The sequence below is a fragment of the Streptomyces axinellae genome (genome assembly GCF_039532135.1).
GTDB lineage: Bacteria > Actinomycetota > Actinomycetes > Streptomycetales > Streptomycetaceae > Streptomyces > Streptomyces axinellae.
Map to the genome: position 1 here is coordinate 164,586 of NZ_BAAARJ010000006.1, position 21,468 is coordinate 186,053.

The window sequence follows — 21,468 nt, forward strand, 5'->3', positions numbered from 1 at the left end:
ACACGGCCGTGCGGGGCTAGCCTTGACGCATGGTCATCCTCGTGAGCCTGCTGTGCCGGCTACCGGAGCTGTCGGGAGAGGAGTTCCTCAGCCATCACCGTGAGCGGCACGCGCCGTTGGTCGCCTCGACCGCCGTCGCCCGGCGGTATGTGCGGCGCTACACCGCGGACTATCCGCAGCCGCTGGGGTTTCCGGGTGTTGCCGAGGTGCGGTTCGACGCCGTCGTCCGGCAGTGGTTCGACAGCACGGAGGACATCCAGGGGCTGGTCAGGTCGGCGGAGTACCGCGAGACGATCCAGCCCGACGAACGGCGCTTCATCGACATGAGCCGCAGCGAGTTCTACCTCACCACGGAGCGGGTCTTCCTCGGGGACGGCGGCGCCGCGAGGTGAACCGCCGGGCCGGGGCCGGCGGCGAGTTTTCCGGTGCACGGCACTATGAACCCATACGCCCTCTCGCTACCCTCCGCGCATGATTTCCACGGTTGTCTGGGGTACCGGCAATGTCGGGCGCGCGGCCATTCGTGCCGTGGTGGCCCACCCGGCGCTGGAGTTGGTGTCCGTCCTCGTCCACAGCCCGGCCAAGACCGGCCGGGATGCCGGTGAGATCGGCGGAGTCGGCGGAACCTGCCGTGAGTTGGGGGTGGCGGCGCGAAGCGACGCCGACGCGGTGCTGGCCGAGGGGCCCCGCGCCGTGGTCTACGCGGCCTCCGGGGATCTGCGCCCCGAGGAGGCTCTCGCCGACATCCTGCGCGCGCTCCGCGCCGGGGCCGTGGTCGTCACCCCGTCCCTCTACGCGCTCTACGACCACAGGAGCGCACCGGCCGAGCTGCGCGAGCCGGTGCTGGCGGCCATCGAGGCGGGCGGCGGCTCGCTGTTCGTCTCGGGTGTGGACCCCGGCTGGGCCAACGACGTGCTGCCGCTGCTGATCAGCGGGCTCGGCACCACCGTGGAGGCGATCCGCTGCCAGGAGATCTTCGACTATTCCACCTACGACCAGCCCGACGCGGTCCGCGATCTGGTCGGCATGGGCCGGCCGATGGACTACGAGCCGCCGATGCTCGCCTCCACCGTTCCGACCATGGTGTGGGGTGGGCAGATACGGCTGATGGCCCGCGCGCTCGGCCTGCAACTGGAGGAGGTGTGCGAGACGTTGGAGCGGCGCCCGCTCCTGTCCGACGTCAGCACGCCGACGATGGGCGCGTTCGCGGCCGGCACCCAGGGGGCCGTCCGGTTCGAGGTGCGCGGGATCGTGGACGGTGCGCCCCGCCTGGTGGTCGAGCACGTCACCCGTATCCACCCGTCCTGCGCGCCCGACTGGCCCACGCCGCCCGACGGCGTGGGCGCGCACCGGGTGGTCATCGAGGGTGTGCCCCGTATCGAGGTCACCGTCGAGGCCATGGACGAGGCCGGCAACCGTTCCGCAGGAGGCAACGCCACCGCCGCCGCCCGCCTGGTCAACGCCATCGACTGGCTCGTGAACGCGGGGCCCGGCCTCTACGACGCGCTGGATGTGCCGCTGCGCCCGGCGCCCGGCGGACTCGGCAGACCCGACGATCCAGGAAGGACGCGGTCATGAACATCGACATCCCCGAGGGCAAGGACCCGATCGGCTACGTGTGGGGCGAGATGGTGCCCGGCATCGGCCCCGCAGCCGCCGGGCTCTCGCTTGCCGTGTACGCCCACACCACCCTCGGCCTGCGCGAATTCGAGGCGGCCCGGCTGCGGACCGCCCAGCTCAACGGCTGCGCCCTCTGCCTCGGCTGGCGCACCGAACGGGACGGGCACAAGGTCGAGGAGGGCTTCGCCGAGGCGGTGACCCAGTGGCGTACCACCGAGGCGTTCGACACCCGCACCCGGCTGGCCGCCGAATACGCCGAGCGGTATGCCCTGGACCACCACGGCCTGGACGACGCGTTCTGGGCCCGGATGACGGCCCACTACAGCCAGGCCGAGATCGTCGAACTGACCATGAGCATCGGCTCCTGGCTCGCGTTCGGACGGCTCAACCACGTGCTGGGCCTCGATACGGCGTGCGTGCTGCCCGGCCACTGAGACGGCGCCGGGCACCCGCGTACCGGGCGGGACCCGCGTACCGGGCGGGTCCCGGATCCGGTGCCGGGCCCCGCCGCACAGCCCGCACAGCGCGTGTCACAGATCGGTGGCGATGATCTTCTCGATGTTCCGTTCGGCGAGTGCGGTGATGGTGACGAACGGATTGACGCTGGTGTTGCCCGGGATCAGCGCGCCGTCGATGACGTACAGGCCCGGATGCCCGTGCAGGCGGCCGTAGTTGTCCGTCGCCTTGCCCAGGACGGCGCCGCCGAGCGGGTGGTAGGTCAGGTGGTCGCCCCAGATCTTGTACGTACCGAACAAGTCGGTCCGGTAGATCGTCCCCTCCTTCGCGTTGATCTTGTCGAAGATCGACTTAGCCATGTCGATGGACTCCCGCTTCCAGGCGGTCTGCCAGTTCAGCTCGACCCGGCCCGCCCCGGAGTTCCAGGAGAACTCCGCGCGGTGCGGGTTCCTGGTGATCGACAGGTAGAAGGAGGCGAAGGTCTCGATGCCGGTGGGCAGCGGCGCCACCTCGGCGAAGGCGCCGCCCGCCGCCCAGTTGTCGATGCCCGCCGTGGGGATGCTCGACTGGAGTGACCCGGTCGGGTCCCACAGGTGGTTCGCCCGGCCGCACATCACATTGCCGTTGTCGCCCCAGCCCTTGCCGATCTCCTCGTTGAGTCGCGGCAGCGCGCCCGAGGCCCGCAGGGCGACCAGGAGCTTGCTGGTGCCGACGCTGCCCGCCGCGAAGAACACCCGGTCCGCCGTGACCTCCTTGGTGGCGGTGGTCGCGCCGCCGGTGTCGAGCTGTTCGAGGGTGACCGTGTAGCCGCCGCCGGATGCCGGGCGGACCGTGGTGACCTTGTGCAGGGGCGAGACGGTGACCTTGCCGGTGGCCCGGATCCGGGGCAGGTAGGTCTTCTGCAGCGACTTCTTGCCGTGGTTGTTGCCGTAGAGGATCTCCCCGGCCAGCGCCGACTTGGGCACCGCCCCCGCCGCCTCCTGCTTCATGTACGCCCAGTCGTAGACGTCGGGGACGAAGACGAAGGGGAAGCCGGAGCGCTGCGCGTGCCGGCGGCCGACTCGCGCGTACTGGTAGCACTCGGTGGTCTCGAACCAGTCCGGGTCGATGGCGGCGACACCGAGCGCCGTGTTGGCGCGCGGGTAGTAAGTGCCGTACATCTCCGCGCTGTTCACCGTCGGGAGGATGGCGCCGAAGTTCTCCCGACGGGGCGTGACGGCCATGCCCCCGTTGACGAGGGAGCCGCCGCCCACGCCCCGCCCCTGGTAGACGGTGATGCCGCTGAAGTCCTCGGCGTCCAGGATCCCGGTGTAGCGGGCGATGTCACGGTCGATCGGGAATCCGAGGAAGTTGCTGATGGGCTGCTTGGTCCTGGTGCGCAACCAGTAGGAGCGCTGGTCCGGATCCGTGGTGTTGGCGAAGATCTCGCCGTCGGCGCCCGGGGTGTCCCAGGCCATCCCCATCTCCACCAGCTGGACATCGACGCCCGCCTCCGCCAGCCGCAGCGCGGCGACGCAGCCGCCGTATCCGCTGCCGATCACCAGTGCCGGGACCTGGGCGCCGTCGGCGATCGAGGCGTCCCGGGGCGCGGCGCCGGGGGCGGCGGCCCGGCCGTGACGGGGGGTGGCGGCGAGCGCGCGCCCGCCGAGCGCCGCGGATCCCAGCAGAGAACCCGTTCCCGTGATGAGGCCACGGCGGGAGACGTTTCGGGGGGTGGACTGCTCCATGACAGGGTTGTTCATGGCAGTTCCTCACTCTCGGGGGGAATGGGAACGGGTTCTACTGTTTCTCGCTTCTTAAGTCACGACATACCTTTAAGTAACCTGTATGCCCTTACAGGGGACCTCCTGGTCCCGCCGCCGAAGGGCCTCCCGGTCTCGCAGCCGGGCACCACGCCTCTCTCCTGCAAAGGTCCTGGCGCCCCCGGCCGCCCCGCCGCCGGGCCCCGGTCCGGACGGCGTACGGCGCCCGGCCCTGGGGCCGGCGCACGGGACGCCCGCGCATCGGACGCCCGTGGCCCGGCGCATCGGGCCCGCGCATGGGCAGTGTCCGGCCGTCACGGCGTTCGCTTCTCAGCCGATTCACAGGCAGCACACAGCCCGCTCTCAGCGGCGGACGGCAGCCTGGCCCCATGAGCGATCCCCGCGCCGCCTCCCCGTCCGCGCCCGCCGCACCTCCGCACACGACCGTACCTGCGCACGCCCCCGCGCCCGCGCCCGGATCGGGGCTCGCGCCCGCCCCAGCGCGGGAGGGGCTTCGGCGGCAGGACGGCGGGCCGGTGCGGGTGCTCGTGGTGGACGACGAGCCCGCGCTGAGCGAGCTGCTGTCGATGGCGCTGCGCTACGAGGGCTGGGAGGTCAAGGCGGCAGGGGACGGCGCCGCCGCGCTGCGCACGGCCCGCGGCTGGGGGCCGGACACGGTGGTGCTGGATGTGATGCTGCCCGACATGGACGGGCTCACCGTGCTCAGCAAGCTGCGCCGCGAGGCCCCGGAGGTGCCGGTGCTCTTCCTGACCGCCAAGGACGCGGTCGAGGACCGGATCGCCGGGCTGACCGCGGGCGGCGACGACTACGTCACCAAGCCCTTCAGCCTGGAGGAGGTCGTCGCCCGGCTGCGCGGGCTGCTGCGCCGGGCGGGCGCCGCCGCCGCGCGGAGCGCCTCGCTGCTCGTCGTCGGGGACCTGGTGCTGGACGAGGAGAGCCACGAGGTCACGCGCGGCGGCGAGGACGTCCGGCTGACGGCCACCGAGTTCGAGCTTCTGCGCTATCTGATGCGCAACCCGCGCAGGGTGCTCAGCAAGGCCCAGATCCTCGACCGGGTATGGAACTACGACTTCGGCGGGCAGGCCAATGTCGTCGAGCTGTACATCTCCTACCTGCGCCGCAAGATCGACGCCGGCCGGGCCCCGATGATCCACACCCGGCGCGGCGCCGGGTACGTCATCAAGGCCGCCGCGCCTGTGACCCCGAAAAGCTGACGTCCTGTCATGCGCAAGCCCCGCTCGCTGCGGACCCGGCTGGTCGTCTCCTCCGTCGCGCTGATCGCGGTGGTCGCCGCCGTCATCAGCATGGTGACGACGATCGCCCTGCACTCGTACCTCTTCAGCCAGCTCGACACCCAGCTCTCCGATGTCGCCCGGCGCGCCGCGGGCCCCGCCCCGCCGGGGGTCAAGAACCCGCCGCACGCTGCCGACTTGCGGTTTCTCACCATGGGAGGGCAGCCCCTCGGCACGATCGGCGCCGTCATACCGGACGACGGCGGGGACGACGACATCCAGCGCGGCGGCATCAGCGCGCAGAGCGAGACCACCGCGGGCGAGCCCCGCGTCGATGCGCGGCAGCTCACCCGCGAACAGACCGACGCGCTCCAGCAGGTCTCCCTCGACGGGTCCCCGCACAGCGTGGACATCCCGCACGCGGGCGGCTACCGCGTGACCTCCCACCCGTTCGACGGCGGCACCCTGCTCGTCGGACTGCCGACCGCCCAGGTCGAGGACACCCTCAGCACACTGGTGGTGGTCGAGATCTGCGTCTCGGCTGCCGGGCTGGCCGCCGCGGGGATCGCGGGCGCCGCCAGCGTACGGATGGCCCTGCGCCCGCTGCGCCGCATGGCGCAGACCGCCAAGCGAGTCTCCCAACTCCCGCTGCACGAGGGGGAGGTGGTGCTGCGCGAACGGGTTCCGGAGCAGGACACCGACCCGCGCACCGAGGTCGGCCAGGTGGGCGCGGCCCTCAACAGAATGCTGGGCCACGTCGGTTCGGCACTGGCCGCGCGCTACGAGAGCGAGATGCGGGTACGCCGCTTCGTCGCCGACGCCAGCCACGAGCTGCGCACCCCGCTGGCCTCCATCCGCGGCTACGCCGAACTCACCCACCGGGGCGGCGAACCCGTCGGCCCCGACACCCGGCACGCGCTCTCCCGTATCGAGTCGGAGTCCACCCGCATGACGGGCCTGGTCGAGGACCTGCTGCTGCTCGCCCGGCTGGATACCGGACGGCCGCTGAAGACCCGTACGTTCGACCTGTCACCGCTGGTGGTGGACGCGCTCAGCGATGCCAGCGCGGCGGGCCCCGGGCACCACTGGCGGCTGGACCTGCCCGACGAGGCGGCACTGGTGCGCGGCGACGCGCCCCAACTCCAGCAGGTACTGGTCAACCTGCTGGCCAACGCCCGCACCCACACCCCCGAGGGCACGGTCGTGACGGCGCGGGTGCGCCGGACGGCGGGGGGCGGCGGTGTGACGGTACGGATCGAGGACGACGGGCCCGGCATCCCGCCGGAGACGCTGCCGCACATCTTCGAACGCTTCGCACGCGGCGATCCCTCGCGCTCCCGCGCGCACGGCAGCACGGGCCTCGGTCTGGCCATCGTGCGGGCCGTCGTCACGGCTCACGGGGGAGAGGTGTCGGTGACCAGCGCGCCCGGCCGCACCGTCTTCACCGTCCACCTCCCGGCCCCGGACAGCCCCGCGCTGCCCACCTCGGAGCAGAAGCCCGCTCCGGAGGGGAAGGCGCCCGCCGCCGACGAGGCCGGGGCGGCGCCGGAAGGCAACTCACAGGCGGAGCACAGCTTCACCACAAGGCGCTGACAGCGCGACTGGCGAGCGTCGGTGTCATGCGAACCGACATCACTCCCACCACGGGGCGCGCAGGCGCAACTCGCGCGGGCGGCACCGCCGGCGCGGTGGCGGAGTCCGCCGGGCGGGCGCTGCCCGAGGGCGAAGCCCTGCCCGCCCGCCGCCACCTGCCCGCCCTCCCGCCCACGCGCACGGTGCTCGACGTGGTCATCCCCGTCTACAACGAGGAGGCCGGTCTCGAAGCCTGCGTCCGGCGCCTGCACACCTTCCTCACCGGAAACTTCCCCTACGGCTTCCGCATCACCATCGCCGACAACGCCAGCGTGGACCGCACCCCCGAGGTGGCGGCGGCGCTCGACGGCGCCTACGGAGAAGTGCGGTCCGTACGGCTGGAGGAAAAGGGCCGGGGCCGGGCGCTGCGCACCGTGTGGAGCGCCTCGGACGCGCCCGTGCGCGCCTATATGGACGTGGACTTGTCCACCGACCTCAACGCGCTGCTGCCACTGGTGGCCCCCCTCATCTCCGGCCACTCCGACCTCGCCATCGGCACCCGCCTGGCAGGGGGGTCCCGGGTCGTGCGGGGCGCCAAGCGCGAGGTCATCTCGCGGGCCTACAACCTGATCCTGCGCGGGTCGCTGGCCGCCCGCTTCTCGGACGCGCAGTGCGGCTTCAAGGCCATCAGGGGCGAGGTCGCCGCGCGGCTGCTGCCGCTGGTGGAGGACACCGGCTGGTTCTTCGACACCGAGCTGCTGGTCCTCGCCCAGCGCGCCGGACTGCGTATCCACGAGGTCCCGGTGGACTGGGTGGACGACCCCGACAGCCGCGTCCACCTGGTCTCCACCGCCGTCGCCGACCTCAAGGGCGTCTGGCGGGTGGGGCGCGCGCTGGCCACCGGGGCGCTGCCCCTGGCCCGGCTGCGCCGCCCCTTCGGCGACGACCCCCGGGACCGCGAACTGGCCGGTGTGCCCGGCGGACTCGCCCGCCAGCTCCTGGGCTTCTGCGCCGTCGGCGTGGTGAGCACGCTGCTCTACCTCGCGCTGTATTCGCTGCTGCGCACGAGCGCGGCGCCCCAGCTGGCGAACGTGCTGGCGCTGCTCTTGTCGGCCCTCGCCAACACCGCGGCAAACCGCCGGCTCACCTTCGGCGTACGGGGCCGCGAGCGCGCGGTGCGGCATCAGGCGCAGGGGCTCGTGGTGTTCGCCGTCGGACTGGCGCTGACCAGCGGCTCGCTGGCCGCGCTGGACGCCGCCGATACGGGCGCCTCGCACGGCAGCGAACTCGCCGTGCTCGTCGTGGCCAACCTCGCCGCGACCGTGGTGCGCTTCCTCCTCTTCCGCACCTGGGTCTTCCACCCCGGCGCGACGCGGGCGGCCTCCCCGTCCGAGCCGTCGTCGTCCGCGTCCGCGTCCGCGTCCCCGGCCACGGGCCCGCGCCCGCACCCGGCCACCGGTACGCCCCCGCACCCGGCCACGTCCGCTCCGACGGCCGCTTCCGCTTCCGCCCCCAGCCCTGACCCGGCCGCCCGCCCGACCGGGCACGACGAACGGACCCGCGCATGACCGCCGCCCCCGCCTCGGCGCACCCGCACTCCCCGGACCGGGCCGCCCCCGACGACGCGCCGACCCGGACGCCCGGCCCGCTCTCGCGCCGGGAGCGCGGCGCCTACTGGGCCCTGCTGGCGGCCACCGCCGTGCTGTTCCTGTGGGGCCTCGGCGCCTCCGGGTACGCCAACTCCTTCTACTCGGCAGCCGCCCAGGCAGGGGGTGCCAGCTGGAAGGCGATGCTCTTCGGCTCGCTCGACGCGGGCAACGCCATCACCGTGGACAAACCCCCGGCGGCACTGTGGCCGATGGCGCTGTCCGTACGCCTCTTCGGGCTCGGCTCCTGGCAGATCCTCGTGCCGCAGGCCCTGATGGGTGTCGGCACGGTGGCCGTGCTGTACGCGGCGGTGCGCCGCCGCTTCGGGCACGGCGCGGGCCTGCTGGCGGGGGCGCTGCTGGCCCTGACACCGGTCGCGGCGCTGATGTTCCGCTTCAACAACCCGGACGCGCTGCTGTGCCTGCTGATGGTCTCGGCGATCGCCTGCGTACTGCGCGCGCTGGAAGGGGCCCGCACCAAGTGGCTGGTGCTGGCGGGGGCCTGCTTCGGCCTCGCCTTCCTCACCAAGACCCTCCAGGCATGGCTGATCCTTCCGCCGTCGGCCCTCGTGTACCTGGTGTGCGCCCCGGTCCGGCCGCTGCGCCGGGTGGGCCAACTCCTGCTCGGCGGGCTGGCGATGGTGGTCAGCTGCGGCTGGTACGTCGCGCTGGCCGAACTGTGGCCCGCCGGCTCCCGCCCGTACATGGGCGGCTCGCAGCACAACAGCTTTCTGGAACTGACCCTCGGCTACAACGGCCTCGGCCGCCTCACCGGCAACGAGACGGGCAGCGTCGGCGGTGGCGGCAACGGCGGTGGTCCCGGCGGTGGCGGCCCCGGCGGCGGGGGAGGCGGCGGCTGGGGCGAGACGGGCATCGGACGGCTCTTCAACGACTCCATGGGCGGCCAGATCTCCTGGCTGCTGCCCGCCGCGCTGGTCCTGCTGGCGGCCGGGCTGGTCGTGACGCGCCGCGCCGCGCGTACGGACGCGGCGCGCGCGGCGTTCCTGGTCTGGGGCGGTGCGCTGCTGATGACGGCGGCCACCTTCAGCTTCATGTCCGGGATCTTTCACGAGTACTACAACATCGCGCTGGCGCCCTACATTTGCGCGCTCGTCGCGATGGGCTGGACCACCCTGTGGCGGCGCCGCGCGCACCCGGCGGCCTCGGCGGCGCTGGCGGTGACGGCCACCGGCACGGCGGTCTGGTCCTGCGTACTGCTCGGCCGCGCCGACGGCTGGCTGTCATGGCTGCGCTGGACGGTGCTCGCGGTCGGCGTCATCGCGGCGGTCGCGCTGCTCGCGGAGCCGCGGATCTCCCCTCGGACGGCCTCGCCCCGGCGAGCGTCCTGGCTGGCGGCGGGCCTGGGCCTCGCGGCGATGGCCGCGGGACCGGTGGCGTACACCCTGAACACGGTCGCCACCCCGCACACCGGCTCCATCATCACGGCGGGGCCCGCCGTCGCGCGCGGCGGCCCGGGCGGGGGTGGCGGCGGCCCGCAGCCCCCGCAAGGCGCCCAGGGCGGAAACGCCAACACCGGCAACGCCAACACCGGTAAGGGCAACGGGAACACGGGCAAGCACCGGCAGCAGGGCGGGCTCCCGGCTCGGGGGCAGGGTGGCGTGCCCGGCGGCACCCCCGGTCAGGGCGGCCCTCCCCAGGGCAACACCCAGGGCCAGGCCCAGGGGAAGTCCGCCCACGGGAGCGCCCACCCCGGCCGTGGCGGCATGGGCCGCATGGGTGGGGGCGGCATGGGCGGCCTCCTGAACGGCAGTCAGGTCAGCGAGAAGGCCAGGAAACTGCTGGAGAAGGAGGCGGGCTCCTACCCTTGGGCCGGGGCCGCGGTGGGGTCCCAGAACGCCGCCAGCTATCAACTCGCCACCGGAAAGCCGGTGATGGCGATCGGCGGCTTCAACGGAAGCGATCCGTATCCCACGCTCGCGGGCTTCAAGAAGTATGTGAAGGAAGGGAAGATCCACTACTTCATCGCCGGTTCAGGCGGCCCGGGCGGCGGCCCCGGCGGCGGGCCCGGGAGTTCGGGTACCGCCTCCGGGATCAGTACGTGGGTGCAGAAGCACTACAAGAAGGTCGCCGTCGGCGACGCCGTCTTCTACGACCTGACCAGCCCAAAGTCGTCCTGACGCCAGGCCGGTCGGCTCGCATGCGACCCCCGGACCGGCCCCGCGCGGGGCCGGTCCGGTCCACCCGTCGCCGGGCGGAAAGGGGTGGCGGCCAGGCTCACGTGCCGCCGAGCACCGCCGCCGGGACGAGGTCCGGGTTGAACAACTCGTTGATGGCCAGCACCGGGTCGTCGCGGTGCCACAGGACGTACGTCTTGAAGGCCGCCAGCCGGCCGACGGCCCCGGGCCACGGGCGGCAGCCCACGTCCAGGACCGTGCGCCGGTGACCGGTGCCCAAGCCGTGCAGCGCCTCGCCCAGCGGAACCGTGGCGTCGGTGAGACATCTCTCAAGTCCGGCGCACTTGTCCAGCCGGGCCACCACCAGGTTCATCGACACGGTGGGCCCGTCCTCGCCCGCACCCAGCAGCGAAGCGCGTACGAGCAGTTCGCTCTCCTCGGCCACGCCCAGCAGCGCGGCGGCCCCGGCCGGGGCCGTGCCGCCTGGTATCCGCCGGCACTCCGCGCGCCGTACCCGCAGCCGGCTGCCCACCCAGGCACCCAGGAGCGTAGTGGTGAGCCCTTCACTGCTCAGCAGCATGCGGGTCGCGGGGGAGTCGAACAGCGAAACGGGCTGCCTGATCTCCCCGGACCGCTGGAAGACGACATCTGTCTCGGCCAGGAGGGAAAGCGTGGGCCACAGCATGGAACCTCATGATGTGAGTGATTCCGAGACCTGACCAATGCCGGGGAAATGCGTTTCGCCCCGGCACCGCTCATTCTCGGCTGATGACAGTCCTGTTCCTATCTGCGGGGAAAACTCCCGGTGGAGTACGGGGGGAATTCTCACACGGAAGTGTGACCGGAGGTTCGATATTCGGTGCTCTCCGGGGTGCTGGCACCGCATGCCGGACACCGTCTGCGCCGTGTGCCGACACGGCGGCACCGGGGAAGCGCCGCGTGCCTCCGGCGCCCGGCCCGCAATGCGGGAGCGGGATGTCCGGCCCGCAATGTGCGAAAGGGAAGAGGGTGAATGGCTCCGCCTCGGCCGTATCCGCCGTCGCCCGACTCCTGCCGTCTTCGTGTTCCTGGGCTGTGCGGACTTGACCCGCGTTCCCGTTTCGCCGCCTCTCGTGACGCGGATAGAGCGGGCCGGGCGGGCGGGTGGAGAATTCCGGACCGCCGGCCCGGGGTGCCACCGGCTGATCGGGACCGTGCCGATGAGAGGGGTGAATGGGGACAGGTGGTGATGAAGCCCTGCGTTCCGCTTCCCGCTCCCCCGGGGAGCGGGCCACGGCAAGGGGCGCGTATGGTCCTCTACCGGTCGTCGCACGACGACTTTGGAACATTCGCACGTATCAGGGAGGACCGGCCGCGATGCCGACCGATCACCAACCCGGGGCGCCGATCTACGACAGCCTCATCGAAGAACAGGGCGATGTGCTGGCCGCGGCTCGCGAAGCCGCGGAGGGCGTGCGGGCGCAGTCCGAGGGCCTGCGGGAGATCAGCGCCGGGGTCCGAACGAGCGCGGATGCGGACGCGGGTGCGCACACGCACACGCATCTGGGCGCGGGCGCGGAAGCAAACACGCATACGAGCGTGAACACGGGCGCGAGCGCGGATGCGCAAGCCGGCGCCGGGGCCGAGGCTGTGCCCGGACCGGACGCTGGTGCCACAGGAACTGCTGGCGCCACTGGTGCCGCTGGTGCTGCGGACGCCGACTGGGGCGCCGGGCAGCAGTACGGGCTCGAATCGGCCCCGGAGAACGTCTGAGGCCGCGGAACGCGCGCGGCTCATGGCGCACCCGCGACGCCGAGTTCCGATGTGCCTGAGGTGGCGGGGAGGCTGAGGCCCCCGAGACGCCCGAGGTGTCCGCATCGACGAGGCGCCCCGGCGCCTGACGGCCCGGGCCCGAGCCCTCCCCGCACCGTTCGTACCGCTCGCCTCGCTCCCCTCACCCACACCACGCACCCATCCCGCCCCGCCCCGGACCTGGGCGCGCCCTTCCCTGCCCCGAGCGCCCCGTCTCGGCTCCCGCGACGCGGGTACCTGGCCCCGGTGCGTGACGAGGTCGCGCCACGGACGACGAGCCGAGAGGGAGCCGATGAGCGGGCAGGACACGCGGACGGACACGGCCACGGACACGGGCGCGGACACGCGCACGGACATGGACACGCACACGGGCCGGGACGGCGAGACAAAGGTCACTGTCTGGGTAGCCCTGGGCGCCAACCTGTTGATCGCCGTGGCCAAACTCGCCGGTGGTCTGCTGTCGGCCTCCCCGGCGCTGCTCTCGGAGGCGGCGCACTCGGTGGCCGACAGCCTCAACGAGGTCTTCCTGCTCGCGTCGCTCAAGCGCAGCAAGCGGCCACCCGACGCCGGACACCCCTTCGGCTACGGCAAGGAGCGGTTCTTCTGGTCGCTGATTGCGGCCGTCGGGATCTTCGTCACCGGAGGCTGCTTCTCCTTCTTCCAGGGGTTCGAGGCCCTCACCACGGGCAGCTCCGAGACGAGGACCGGCTATGCCGTCGGGCTGAGTGTCCTGTTCGTCGCGCTGCTGGCGGAGGGCGCCTCGCTGGTACGGGCCCTGCTCCAGGTCCGGGCGCAGGCCCGTGCGGCGGGCCGGCGCATGCGGACCGAGGTACGGCGCAGCAACGACCCGGCGCTGCGCACGGTACTGGCCGAGGACGGCACCGCCTGCCTCGGAGTGCTGCTCGCGCTCGTCGGCATGGGGCTCCACATGGCCACCGGCGAGGTCGTCTACGAGGCCGTCGCCTCGCTGCTCATCGGGACGCTGCTGGTCTACATCGCGTACGCGCTCGGCCGCAGCGCCAAGGACCAGCTGATCGGTGAGGCGGCGGACCCGGAGTTGCAGCGTCGCATCCGCGACTACCTCGGCGAGCAGCCGGAGATCGATACCGTCACCGCGGCTCTCACCATGCACTTGGGGCCCGACTCCGTGATGCTCGCCGCCCGCGTCGATCTCGTCCCCGACCTGGACAGCGAAGTCGTCGAAGCCGCGCTGGTGCGCATCAAACACGGGCTGGAGCGGGAGTGTCCGGGCCTGGACCAGGTCTTCCTCGATGTCATCGATGCCTCCGCAGAGGACCGCCGCCACGCCCTCCGCGAACGCGCGGCGCTGGACCGCCGCCTGGAAGCGGCGGAGGAAGCGGCGGAAGCGGCGGAAGCGGCGAAGTAGGTGTGAGGCGACATCGCCCCTCGCCGCGCTGCCGCCCCTGCCCCCTGCCGCCCTCTCGGCGCCGGGGCCCGCTCCGGTCGCACGCGTTCCCCGTTTCCTGCCACGAGTCGGCGTTGACATGGGGTGGAACACTGTCGCAAGCTGCGGGCCACTTACCGGCGGGAGCCGGTCATCAGCGGGGAAGCGACCCGCGGGGAATTCAGCAGCGGGGAAAGGGGCCGCACGTGGGGGACGGCACGTTCCGTGGAGCGCTCGTGACGGGTGCCTCGCGCGGTATCGGACGCGCGACGGCGATCGCCCTGGCGGCGAACGGACACCGGGTCGCCGTCCACTACGGGCACCACCGCGAGGACGCCGAGCACACTCTCGCCCTCCTGCCCGGCGAGGGGCACACGGTCGTCGGCGGGGACCTGGCCGATCCGTCCGCCGCGCGCCACATCGTCGATGAGGCTGTGCGGGGCCTGCCCGCCCTCGATGTCCTGGTGAACAACGCCGCTGTGGCCCCGGGTCCGGCCAACCGGCACCGGATCGGCGAGGTCGGCTGGGAGGCGTGGACCGAGGCGTGGAACTCGATGATCAGCACCAACCTTCTCGGAGCGGCGAACGTCACCTGGGCCTTCGCCGACCAGCTGATCCGTCGCGGCGCGCCCGGCAGCATCGTCAACGTGGGCTCCCGGGGCGCCTACCGCGGCGAGCCCGACCACCCGGCCTACGGGGCGGGCAAGGCCGCCCTCCAGGCGTTCGGCCAGTCGATCGCGGTAGCCCTGGCGCCCCATCAGATCGCTGTCACCTCGGTGGCGCCGGGTTTCGTCGCCACGGAGCGGCAGGCCGCGAAGCTGGCCGGCGCCGAGGGCGACACGGTGCGGGCGCAGAGCCCGTTCGGCCGGGTGGGGTCAGCGGAGGAGATCGCCGAGGCCGTCGTCTACCTCGCCTCGCCGGGCGCGGTCTGGTCCTCGGGCGCCGTACTCGACCTCAACGGGGCCTCCTACCTGCGGTGACGCCCTCCACGGGGCCGAGCAGCGCGGTGAAGGCGGCGGTGCCGGTCTGCTTCAGCCAGGCGTCGAAGGTCAGCAGGCCGGGATGGAGCGTGCGCAGAGCCTCGGTGTCGACCAGTTCGTACAGGCCGTCGTTGAGCGACTGGATGCCGCGCGCCGCCTGCTCGCTCCGTGCGCGGATGGTCTCGATGGGGACCTGCACGTACGGGACGGTCCGGCCGGTGGCGCGGCTGATCGCGGCGGCCGTCTCCGGCGGGGTGAGGGTGTCCCCCGCGAGATCGAACGCGCGGCCCCGGAAGCGGGCCGGGTCCTCGAACGCGAAGGCGGCGAAGGCGGCGATGTCCGCCAGGGCGATGAACTGCTGGCGCGTGCGGGGCTCGTAGGGCGTCGCCAGCGCACCGTCCCGCAGACCCCACACGGGGTGGAGCAGGTTCTCCATGAAGGAGGCCGGGCGCAGCACCGTCGCCGGGATACCGAGGGAGGCGATGTGGTCCTCTACCGCGCGCTTGCTCTCCAACGTGGTGAGCCCGGTGGATTGCCGGGCGCCGAAGGCCGAGGCGTAGACGAGGTGACCGGCGCCCGCCGCGCGTGCGGCGTCCGCGACGGCCCGGCCCCGGCGTACCTCGTCCGCCGGACCGTAGCCGGGCGGCAGGCCGGGCATGCCGGGGGTGGGCTGGACGCTGAAGACGCCGTGGGCCCCCTCGACGGCGGCGCGGAGTGAGGCGGGGTCGTCCATGTCGCCCGTCAGCACCTCGGCGCCCGCCTCGGCGAGGGCGCGCGCCGCAGGTCCCGACGCGTCGCGGGTCAGGGCGCGGACGTGCCAGCCGTCGGCGAGCAGCCGCCCCGCGGTGGCGCCGCCCTGCTGGCCGGTCGCACCGGTGACGAGGACGGTCTTCCCGGCCCTGGGCACAGTCGTCGGCGTGGTCGTGGGCGCGGTCGTGGACATGGAAGCCTCCGGATACAATCGGAACGGGCAACCCGGTTAACGTAGCGGAACGCGCGACCCGGATGTCAAGTGCGGCCCGCGGGCGACCCGGTCGGGTGTTCGCGGACGCTGGAGGAGAAGCGCGGAGGGAAGCACATGGCGCAGGAGACGGCTTCGTCGCCGGTCCCGGCCGGGCGGGCCGACGGCAGGCGGAACAGGGCGCGCGTGCTGGCGGCGGCCAGAGCCTCGTTCGCGGCCGAGGGCAGAATCGCACCCCTCGGCGAGATCGCCCGCCGTGCGGGGGTGGGCGCCGGGACGGTTTACCGGCACTTTCCCTCCAAGAAGGCACTGTTCGAGGCGGTCATCACCGAAAGCGTCGAGGAATTCGTCGCCGAGGGGCGCGAGTTGGTCGCGGCGGGGAACGCCACGGGGGCCGGAGGGGCCGTCGGCCCCCGAGCCTCCGGGGAGACCCCGGAAGCCGGGGGCGCGGGTGCGGCGTTCTTCGGTTTCGTTACGCGCGTGGTCGAGCACGCCTCGCTCAACCGTGCGCTGTGCGAGGCGCTCGCGCAGCGCGTGGTCGAGCACGCCTCGCTCAACCGTGCGCTGTGCGAGGCGCTCGCGCGCGAGGCCCCGGACGGCAGCCCGCCGGAGACCGCGCCGGACGCCCGGCGCGAATACGGCCGCATCCTGGCCACACTGCTGGAACGCGCCCAGGCGGCGGGAGCGGTCAGGCCCGATGTCACCCCCGCGGAGGTGCAGGCGCTGCTGGTGGGGTGCGCGGCGATGGAACAGCGGCAGGAGAGGGAGCGGCGGCCCAAGGGCCCCGGCGGGGGCGGCGCGCGGGCCGGGGCCGGAGCGGGAATCAGGGCCGGGGTGCTGACGGCGGTCATGTGCGACGGGCTGCGCGCGGAACCGGCGTCCGTAACGGAACCTGGTGACGAAACCCTCGGCGAGGCGGCCGGGCGACGTCTCGGACCCCAGCCCTGCGGCATGTGCGGTGCCCCCGTCCCCACCGCCAGAACCGGCCGCCCCGCCCGCTTCTGCGGAGCAGCCTGCCGACAGAAGGCCCACCGGCGCCGGGCACGCGGGCGGTCGTGACGGTGACGATGGCGGTGGCGGAGGGCGGCTTCGCGGCGGCACGGGGCGCCGGGCCCGGCCCCGGCCCGGAAGTCCCCTCCTCGCACGGCGACGCCGGCTGCGGGGCGAGCGGACTGCCGTCGGTGCCCGCGCAGCGCGCGGTGCCCGCGCCACGCCCGCGCCGCGCCGCGCACATGCCCGCGCGCGTGAAGGTGCGCGTACGCGTGCGCGGGTACGGCGGGTACGTACGCCGGATTCGGTCCGGGCGGCGGGGGGCGGGCAAGATAGGGGCGGCCGGGAGGCGCGAACGTCCCTCGTGTTGACCGGCCCGGGGCCCAACACCCCCGCGGTTGCGGGCCCCCTCTCCGCCGGGGCGGCCGGTCCGCCTGACCCCCGCCTCGTCGGACCCGCACGGCCGACCGCTCGCACCGCTCTCCCCGAGGAGGCCACGTTGCCTTCCACACCCGCCACCCGCTCGACGCCCGTCACACCGGCGACGTCCTCGCCGGGCTCCGCGCCCGCCCTGTCCGCCGCCCGCTCCCCGGCACGCTCCGACCACGCGGACGCGTTCCGGCACGCCATTCGCCTGGCCCGCCGCCGCGCCGGGGTGCGGGTCGTCTTCGGCGGGCAGGTGGAGGACGGGGCGCTGGGGCTCACGGAGTTCGCCGGGACGCACGGCGATGCCATGGTCGGCCTGCGCGTGGCGCCGGGCAGGGGGCTGGGCGGCTACGTCCTCGCACACCAACGCCCGTACGCCGTCAACGACTACGTACCGGCGGCCACCATCACCCACGACTACGACAGCCCCGTCGTCCGGGAGGGGCTTCGCGCCATCGCCGCCGCGCCCGTCTCCGTCCAGGGCGGGGTGCGCGGGGTGCTGTACGCCGCGGTCAAGGACGCCGCGCCGCTGGGGGACCGTACGACCGGTGTGCTCATGGACGCCGCGCGGCGGCTCGCCGGGGAGATCGCGGTGCGGGACGAGGTCGAGCGGCGCGTCCGGCGGATGGAGACCGCCGCACAGGCGCCGCCCCCGCCGCCTTCACCCGGAACGGACGCGCTGCGTGATCTGCACGCCGAACTGCGCGGTATCGCCCATGAGATCGAGGACACGGCGCTGCGTGACCGGCTGCGGCACGCCTGCGACCGCTTTCTGCGCGTGGGCGCTACCGGGGCGCCGGGCGCCGGAACCGGCGGCGGGGACCAGAGTCGCGGCGCGCCGGTGCCCCGGCTCTCGCCCCGTGAACTGGACGTGCTCTCCTACGTCGCACTCGGCTGCACCAACGCCGAGGCCGCGCGACGGCTCTGCCTGGAGGCCGAGACGGTCAAGGCGTATCTGCGCAGCGCCACCCGCAAACTGGGAGCGCACGGCCGCCACCAGGCGGTCGCCGCCGCCCGCCGCCACGGCCTGCTGCCCTGAACGCCAGGGCGCCGGAGGGTTGTTCGCGGTACCGGGGCGCGGCGGGTGGCGGGCATGAGGGGCCGGAGGCGCTCACTTCCTGTGCCGGCCCAGCGGGATACCGGCTTCCTCGGCCGCCGCGCCGAGGACCTCCCGCAGCATGGCGGGGGTCAGCTTGCCGGTGAAAGTGTTCTGCTGGCTGACGTGGTAGCAGCCGTGGAGCGTCAGTTCCGGGCCGTCGCCGCTGTGCGGCAGCAGGACCCGGGCGCCGTGGCCGAAGGCCGGGCGGGGGCGCGGAACCGTCCAGCCGGCGGCGCGCAGCACCGGCAGTACCGCCTGCCAGCCGAAGGCGCCCAGCGCGACGATGCCGCGCACGGTGGGCCGCAACAGCTCCAGCTCGCGGGCCAGCCAGGGGCGGCAGGTGTCCCGTTCGCCGGGGGTGGGCTTGTTCGCGGGCGGCGCGCAGTGCACCGGCGCGGTGCAGCGCACCCCGCGCAGCTCCAGCCCGTCGCCCCGGTGGACGGAGTGGGGCCGGCTGGCGAGGCCGAGCGCGTGCAGGGCCTCCACGAGTACGTCGCCCGCGCGGTCCCCCGTGAACATGCGGCCCGTGCGGTTGCCGCCGTGCGCCGCCGGGGCCAGGCCGACCAGCAGCATCCGGGCATCCGTCGGCCCGAACCCCGGTACGGGCCGCGCCCAGTAGTCCCAGTCGGCGAACGCGCGGCGCTTCACGCGCGCGGCCTCCTCCCGCCACTCCACCAGCCGTGGGCAGGACCGGCAGTCGGTCAGCGCCGTGCCGAGCGCCGCCAGATCGTGCGCGGCGGCTGCCCGCTCCTCGGGGTACGTCATCCGCTACCACCCTCTCCGTCCCGCTCCGCGTCCCGTGCTCCGCCCGCCCGGGCCGGTGCCTCTCCTCCGGGTACCCCGCTTCCCCACCATGATCGCCCGCCCGCCCGCCCGCCTGCCTGCCCGCCCGCCCTCCTGCCTGCCCGGCCGGGACGGCAGCCGCGTCCCGGCCGGGTACCGCCGGTCGGTCAGTGCGTGGCGGCGTCGGGGAGTTCCGCGCGGACCGTCCGGGCGGCGGCGACCAGGTTCTCCAGCGAGGCGCGGGTCTCGGGCCAGGCGCGGGTCTTCAGTCCGCAGTCGGGGTTGACCCACAGGCGGTCGGCGGGGATGGCCTCAAGTCCCTTGCGGAGCAGGCCCGCCGCCTCCCCGGCGCTGGGGACGCGCGGGGAGTGGATGTCGTACACGCCGGGGCCGGCCTCGCGCGGGTAGCCGTGCGCGGCCAGCTCGCGGGCCACCTGCATATGGGAGCGGGCCGCCTCCAGGCTGATGACGTCGGCGTCCAGGTCGTCGATGGCCTGGACGATGTCGCCGAACTCCGCGTAGCACATGTGGGTGTGGATCTGGGTGTCCGGGCGCACCCCGGCGGTGGTGAGGCGGAACGCCTCGGTCGCCCACGCCAGATACCCGTCCCGGTCGGCGGCGCGCAGCGGCAGCGTCTCGCGCAGCGCGGGCTCGTCCACCTGGATGACGGAGGTGCCCGCGGCCTCCAGGTCGGCCACTTCGTCGCGCAGCGCGAGCGCCACCTGCCGTGCCGTGTCGCCGAGCGGCTGGTCGTCGCGGACGAAGGACCAGGCCAGCATGGTGACGGGCCCGGTCAGCATGCCTTTGACGGGCCGTTCGGTCAGTGACTGCGCGTACGACGTCCAGCGCACGGTCAACGGGTCGGGCCGGGAGATGTCCCCGGCCAGTACCGGCGGGCGCACATAGCGGGTGCCGTAGGACTGCACCCAGCCGTGCCGGGTGGCCAGGTAGCCGCTGAGCCGTTCGGCGAAGTACTGCACCATGTCGTTGCGTTCGGGCTCGCCGTGTACGAGCACATCGATGCCGGTCTCCTCCTGGAAGGCCACCACCTCGCCGATCTCGGCCTCGATGCGCTCCTCGTACGCCGCTGTGCCGATACGGCCGGCGCGCAGGTCGGCGCGGGCTGTGCGCAGTTGCGGCGTCTGTGGGAACGAGCCGATCGTGGTGGTCGGCAGCAGCGGCAGCCCCAGGTGGGCGCGCTGCGCCGGGGCACGCTGGGGGTAGGCGGGGAAGCGCCGGGTGTCCGCGTCGGTCACGGCGGCGGCGCGGGCGCGCACAGCCGGGTCGTGGATGAGCGGGGAGCCCGAGCGGGAGGTCAAGTCGGCCCGGTTGGCGGCGAGTTGTCCGGACACGGCCTCGGTGCCGTGGCTCAGTCCGCGGGCGAGGGTGACGATCTCGCCGGTCTTCTGGCGGGCGAAGGCGAGCCAGCGGGCGATTCCGGGGTCGATGTCGCGCTCGGCGGTGGCGTCCAGCGGGACGTGCAGCAGCGAGCAGGAGGCCGCGACATCGACCCGGCCGGCGAGGCCGAGCAGGGTGCCGAGGGTCGCCAGGGACTTCTCCAGGTCGTTGATCCAGATGTTGCGCCCATCGACGATCCCGGCGACCAGCCGCCTGCCCGGCAGCCCGCCCACGGCCGCGAGCGCTTCCACGTTGCCCGCCGCCGGCCCTGTGAAGTCCAGCGCGAGGCCCTCGATGGGCGTCCTGGTCAATGCGGGCAAGGCGTCGCCGAGCCGGTCGAAGTACGAGGCGACCAGGAGCTTGGGGCGGTCGGTGCCTGCCGCGAGTTCCCGGTAGGCGCGGCCGGTCGCCTCCAGCTCGGCCGGCGTGCGGTCCTGGACCAGCGCGGGCTCGTCCAGCTGCACCCATTCGGCGCCGGCTGCCCGCAAGTCGGCGAGGACCTCCGCGTAGACGGGCAGCAGCCGCTCCAGCAGCGTCAGCGGCTCGAAGTCCGCCGCGACCCCCGGCGCCGGCTTGGCCAGCAGCAGATAGGTGACGGGTCCGACGAGGACGGGCCGGGCCGCCGTCAGGCCGAGAGCGAGGGCTTCCCTCAGTTCGGCGACCTGCTTGGCGGAGTCGGCCGCGAACACGGTGTCGGGCCCCAACTCGGGTACCAGGTAGTGGTAGTTGGTGTCGAACCACTTGGTCATCTCCAGCGGCGCCACCTCCTGGGTGCCGCGGGCCATCGCGAAGTAGCCGTCCAGCGCGTCGGCTTCGACGGCGGCGCGGTGCCGGTCGGGGATCGCGCCGGTCATGACGGTGGTGTCCAGCATGTGGTCGTAGTAGGAGAAGTCCCCGGTGGGCACCTCGTGGATGCCGCTGTCGGCGAGCTGCCGCCAGGTGGCGCGGCGCAGGCGGGCGGCGGTCTCCCGGAGGGCCGCCGCGCTGACGCGGCCCTTCCAGTACCCCTCGATGGCCTTCTTCAGTTCCCGGTCGGGGCCCTGGCGCGGGTAGCCGTACACGGTGGCGTGCGCTGCTGCGGCTGCGGACTCGGCTGTCACGGAACTCTCCTTCGCGAGCGTGTCTCCAGCGGTCCCGGCACGGACGCGGAGGTGAAGGAGGGTGGCCCGGCGCGAGGGCGCGCCCGGCTGCGCACGCCTGTCCGCCTGCTC

The 21,468-nt window shown here is 73.6% G+C and carries 17 protein-coding genes; 12 read left to right on the top strand and 5 right to left on the bottom strand.

All coding sequences use genetic code 11. The annotated features are described in order from the left end of the window. Positions 1–29 precede the first annotated feature (29 nt). The 3 genes from ABD339_RS10935 (at position 30) to ABD339_RS10945 (ending at position 2,054) form a co-directional block, all read left to right on the top strand. Positions 30–392 carry an EthD domain-containing protein gene (locus ABD339_RS10935; protein WP_344564702.1) on the top strand — a complete coding sequence of 121 codons (363 nt, stop codon included), beginning with the start codon at positions 30–32 and terminating at the stop codon, positions 390–392. 79 nt (positions 393–471) lie between these two features. Continuing rightward, positions 472–1,578: an NAD(P)H-dependent amine dehydrogenase family protein gene (locus ABD339_RS10940; RefSeq protein ID WP_344564704.1), complete on the top strand. Its 1,107-nt coding sequence runs from the start codon at positions 472–474 to the stop codon at positions 1,576–1,578. Further along, the gene (locus ABD339_RS10945) at positions 1,575–2,054 is read left to right on the top strand and encodes a carboxymuconolactone decarboxylase family protein (protein ID WP_344564706.1); all 480 of its coding nucleotides are present in this window, start codon (positions 1,575–1,577) and stop codon (positions 2,052–2,054) included. Before ABD339_RS10940 ends, ABD339_RS10945 begins: the two co-directional genes overlap by 4 nt. Before the next feature lie 96 nt (positions 2,055–2,150). Here the strand turns inward: ABD339_RS10945 and ABD339_RS10950 are convergent, their stop codons facing one another. Then, on the bottom strand, positions 2,151–3,818 hold the full coding sequence (locus tag ABD339_RS10950; RefSeq protein ID WP_344564708.1) for a GMC oxidoreductase: 1,668 nt from the start codon (positions 3,816–3,818) through the stop codon (positions 2,151–2,153). A gap of 389 nt (positions 3,819–4,207) precedes the next feature. Here ABD339_RS10950 and ABD339_RS10955 point away from each other — a divergent pair, with 389 nt between their 5' ends. The 4 genes from ABD339_RS10955 to ABD339_RS10970 are packed head-to-tail and all read left to right on the top strand — an operon-like array spanning position 4,208 to position 10,427. Further along, the gene (locus tag ABD339_RS10955) at positions 4,208–5,053 is read left to right on the top strand and encodes a response regulator transcription factor (protein WP_344564710.1); all 846 of its coding nucleotides are present in this window, start codon (positions 4,208–4,210) and stop codon (positions 5,051–5,053) included. Between the two features lie 9 nt (positions 5,054–5,062). Then, entirely contained in the window at positions 5,063–6,664 is a 1,602-nt protein-coding gene (locus ABD339_RS10960; protein ID WP_344564712.1) for a HAMP domain-containing sensor histidine kinase, read from the top strand. Between the two features lie 26 nt (positions 6,665–6,690). After that, a complete protein-coding gene (locus ABD339_RS10965; RefSeq protein WP_344564716.1) occupies positions 6,691–8,211 on the top strand; it encodes a bifunctional glycosyltransferase family 2/GtrA family protein in 1,521 nt (506 codons plus the stop codon). Further along, complete coding sequence (locus ABD339_RS10970) at positions 8,208–10,427, top strand: ArnT family glycosyltransferase (RefSeq protein ID WP_344564718.1); 2,220 nt, start codon at positions 8,208–8,210, stop codon at positions 10,425–10,427. The genes ABD339_RS10965 and ABD339_RS10970 overlap by 4 nt, the downstream gene beginning before the upstream one ends. 97 nt (positions 10,428–10,524) lie before the next feature. On the opposite strand, the gene ABD339_RS10975 is transcribed toward ABD339_RS10970, so the two are convergent. Then, positions 10,525–11,109 carry a hypothetical protein gene (locus tag ABD339_RS10975; RefSeq protein WP_344564720.1) on the bottom strand — a complete coding sequence of 195 codons (585 nt, stop codon included), beginning with the start codon at positions 11,107–11,109 and terminating at the stop codon, positions 10,525–10,527. A gap of 671 nt (positions 11,110–11,780) precedes the next feature. Here ABD339_RS10975 and ABD339_RS10980 point away from each other — a divergent pair. The 3 genes from ABD339_RS10980 to ABD339_RS10990 all read left to right on the top strand — a co-directional run bounded on the left by ABD339_RS10980 (position 11,781) and on the right by ABD339_RS10990 (position 14,600). Next, the gene (locus ABD339_RS10980; RefSeq protein WP_344564722.1) at positions 11,781–12,176 is read left to right on the top strand and encodes a hypothetical protein; all 396 of its coding nucleotides are present in this window, start codon (positions 11,781–11,783) and stop codon (positions 12,174–12,176) included. Between the two features lie 331 nt (positions 12,177–12,507). Beyond that, positions 12,508–13,602: a cation diffusion facilitator family transporter gene (locus ABD339_RS10985; protein WP_425575955.1), complete on the top strand. Its 1,095-nt coding sequence runs from the start codon at positions 12,508–12,510 to the stop codon at positions 13,600–13,602. 224 nt (positions 13,603–13,826) lie between these two features. Further along, a complete protein-coding gene (locus ABD339_RS10990; protein ID WP_344564724.1) occupies positions 13,827–14,600 on the top strand; it encodes an SDR family NAD(P)-dependent oxidoreductase in 774 nt (257 codons plus the stop codon). On the opposite strand, the gene ABD339_RS10995 is transcribed toward ABD339_RS10990, so the two are convergent. Then, positions 14,575–15,543: an NmrA family NAD(P)-binding protein gene (locus ABD339_RS10995; RefSeq protein WP_344564726.1), complete on the bottom strand. Its 969-nt coding sequence runs from the start codon at positions 15,541–15,543 to the stop codon at positions 14,575–14,577. The two genes, ABD339_RS10990 and ABD339_RS10995, sit on opposite strands and share 26 nt — an antisense overlap. 135 nt (positions 15,544–15,678) lie before the next feature. On the opposite strand from ABD339_RS10995, the gene ABD339_RS11000 reads away from it, so the two are divergent. Both ABD339_RS11000 and ABD339_RS11005 read left to right on the top strand, forming a co-directional pair. Then, positions 15,679–16,620: an SbtR family transcriptional regulator gene (locus ABD339_RS11000; RefSeq protein WP_344564728.1), complete on the top strand. Its 942-nt coding sequence runs from the start codon at positions 15,679–15,681 to the stop codon at positions 16,618–16,620. A gap of 430 nt (positions 16,621–17,050) precedes the next feature. Next, positions 17,051–18,016, top strand: a complete 966-nt coding sequence (locus ABD339_RS11005) for a helix-turn-helix transcriptional regulator (RefSeq protein WP_344564730.1) — start codon at positions 17,051–17,053, stop codon at positions 18,014–18,016. Between the two features lie 72 nt (positions 18,017–18,088). Here ABD339_RS11005 and ABD339_RS11010 read toward each other — a convergent pair whose 3' ends face one another. Together ABD339_RS11010 and metE are read right to left on the bottom strand one after the other, a co-directional pair. Beyond that, positions 18,089–18,841, bottom strand: a complete 753-nt coding sequence (locus ABD339_RS11010; protein ID WP_344564732.1) for a uracil-DNA glycosylase — start codon at positions 18,839–18,841, stop codon at positions 18,089–18,091. Positions 18,842–19,026: 185 nt separating this feature from the next. Next, a complete protein-coding gene (gene metE / locus ABD339_RS11015) occupies positions 19,027–21,357 on the bottom strand; it encodes a 5-methyltetrahydropteroyltriglutamate--homocysteine S-methyltransferase (RefSeq protein ID WP_344564734.1) in 2,331 nt (776 codons plus the stop codon). Positions 21,358–21,468: the final 111 nt, after the last annotated feature.

Bases quoted from the DNA above. Each gene is read 5' to 3' on its own strand.
- ABD339_RS10935 (WP_344564702.1), top strand. From the start codon at position 30: ATGGTCATCCTCGTGAGCCTGCTGTGCCGGCTACCGGAGCTGTCGGGA.
- ABD339_RS10940 (WP_344564704.1), top strand. From the start codon at position 472: ATGATTTCCACGGTTGTCTGGGGTACCGGCAATGTCGGGCGCGCGGCC.
- ABD339_RS10945 (WP_344564706.1), top strand. From the start codon at position 1,575: ATGAACATCGACATCCCCGAGGGCAAGGACCCGATCGGCTACGTGTGG.
- ABD339_RS10950 (WP_344564708.1), bottom strand. From the start codon at position 3,818: ATGAACAACCCTGTCATGGAGCAGTCCACCCCCCGAAACGTCTCCCGC.
- ABD339_RS10955 (WP_344564710.1), top strand. From the start codon at position 4,208: ATGAGCGATCCCCGCGCCGCCTCCCCGTCCGCGCCCGCCGCACCTCCG.
- ABD339_RS10960 (WP_344564712.1), top strand. From the start codon at position 5,063: ATGCGCAAGCCCCGCTCGCTGCGGACCCGGCTGGTCGTCTCCTCCGTC.
- ABD339_RS10965 (WP_344564716.1), top strand. From the start codon at position 6,691: ATGCGAACCGACATCACTCCCACCACGGGGCGCGCAGGCGCAACTCGC.
- ABD339_RS10970 (WP_344564718.1), top strand. From the start codon at position 8,208: ATGACCGCCGCCCCCGCCTCGGCGCACCCGCACTCCCCGGACCGGGCC.
- ABD339_RS10975 (WP_344564720.1), bottom strand. From the start codon at position 11,109: ATGCTGTGGCCCACGCTTTCCCTCCTGGCCGAGACAGATGTCGTCTTC.
- ABD339_RS10980 (WP_344564722.1), top strand. From the start codon at position 11,781: ATGCCGACCGATCACCAACCCGGGGCGCCGATCTACGACAGCCTCATC.
- ABD339_RS10985 (WP_425575955.1), top strand. From the start codon at position 12,508: ATGAGCGGGCAGGACACGCGGACGGACACGGCCACGGACACGGGCGCG.
- ABD339_RS10995 (WP_344564726.1), bottom strand. From the start codon at position 15,543: ATGTCCACGACCGCGCCCACGACCACGCCGACGACTGTGCCCAGGGCC.
- ABD339_RS11000 (WP_344564728.1), top strand. From the start codon at position 15,679: ATGGCGCAGGAGACGGCTTCGTCGCCGGTCCCGGCCGGGCGGGCCGAC.
- ABD339_RS11010 (WP_344564732.1), bottom strand. From the start codon at position 18,841: ATGACGTACCCCGAGGAGCGGGCAGCCGCCGCGCACGATCTGGCGGCG.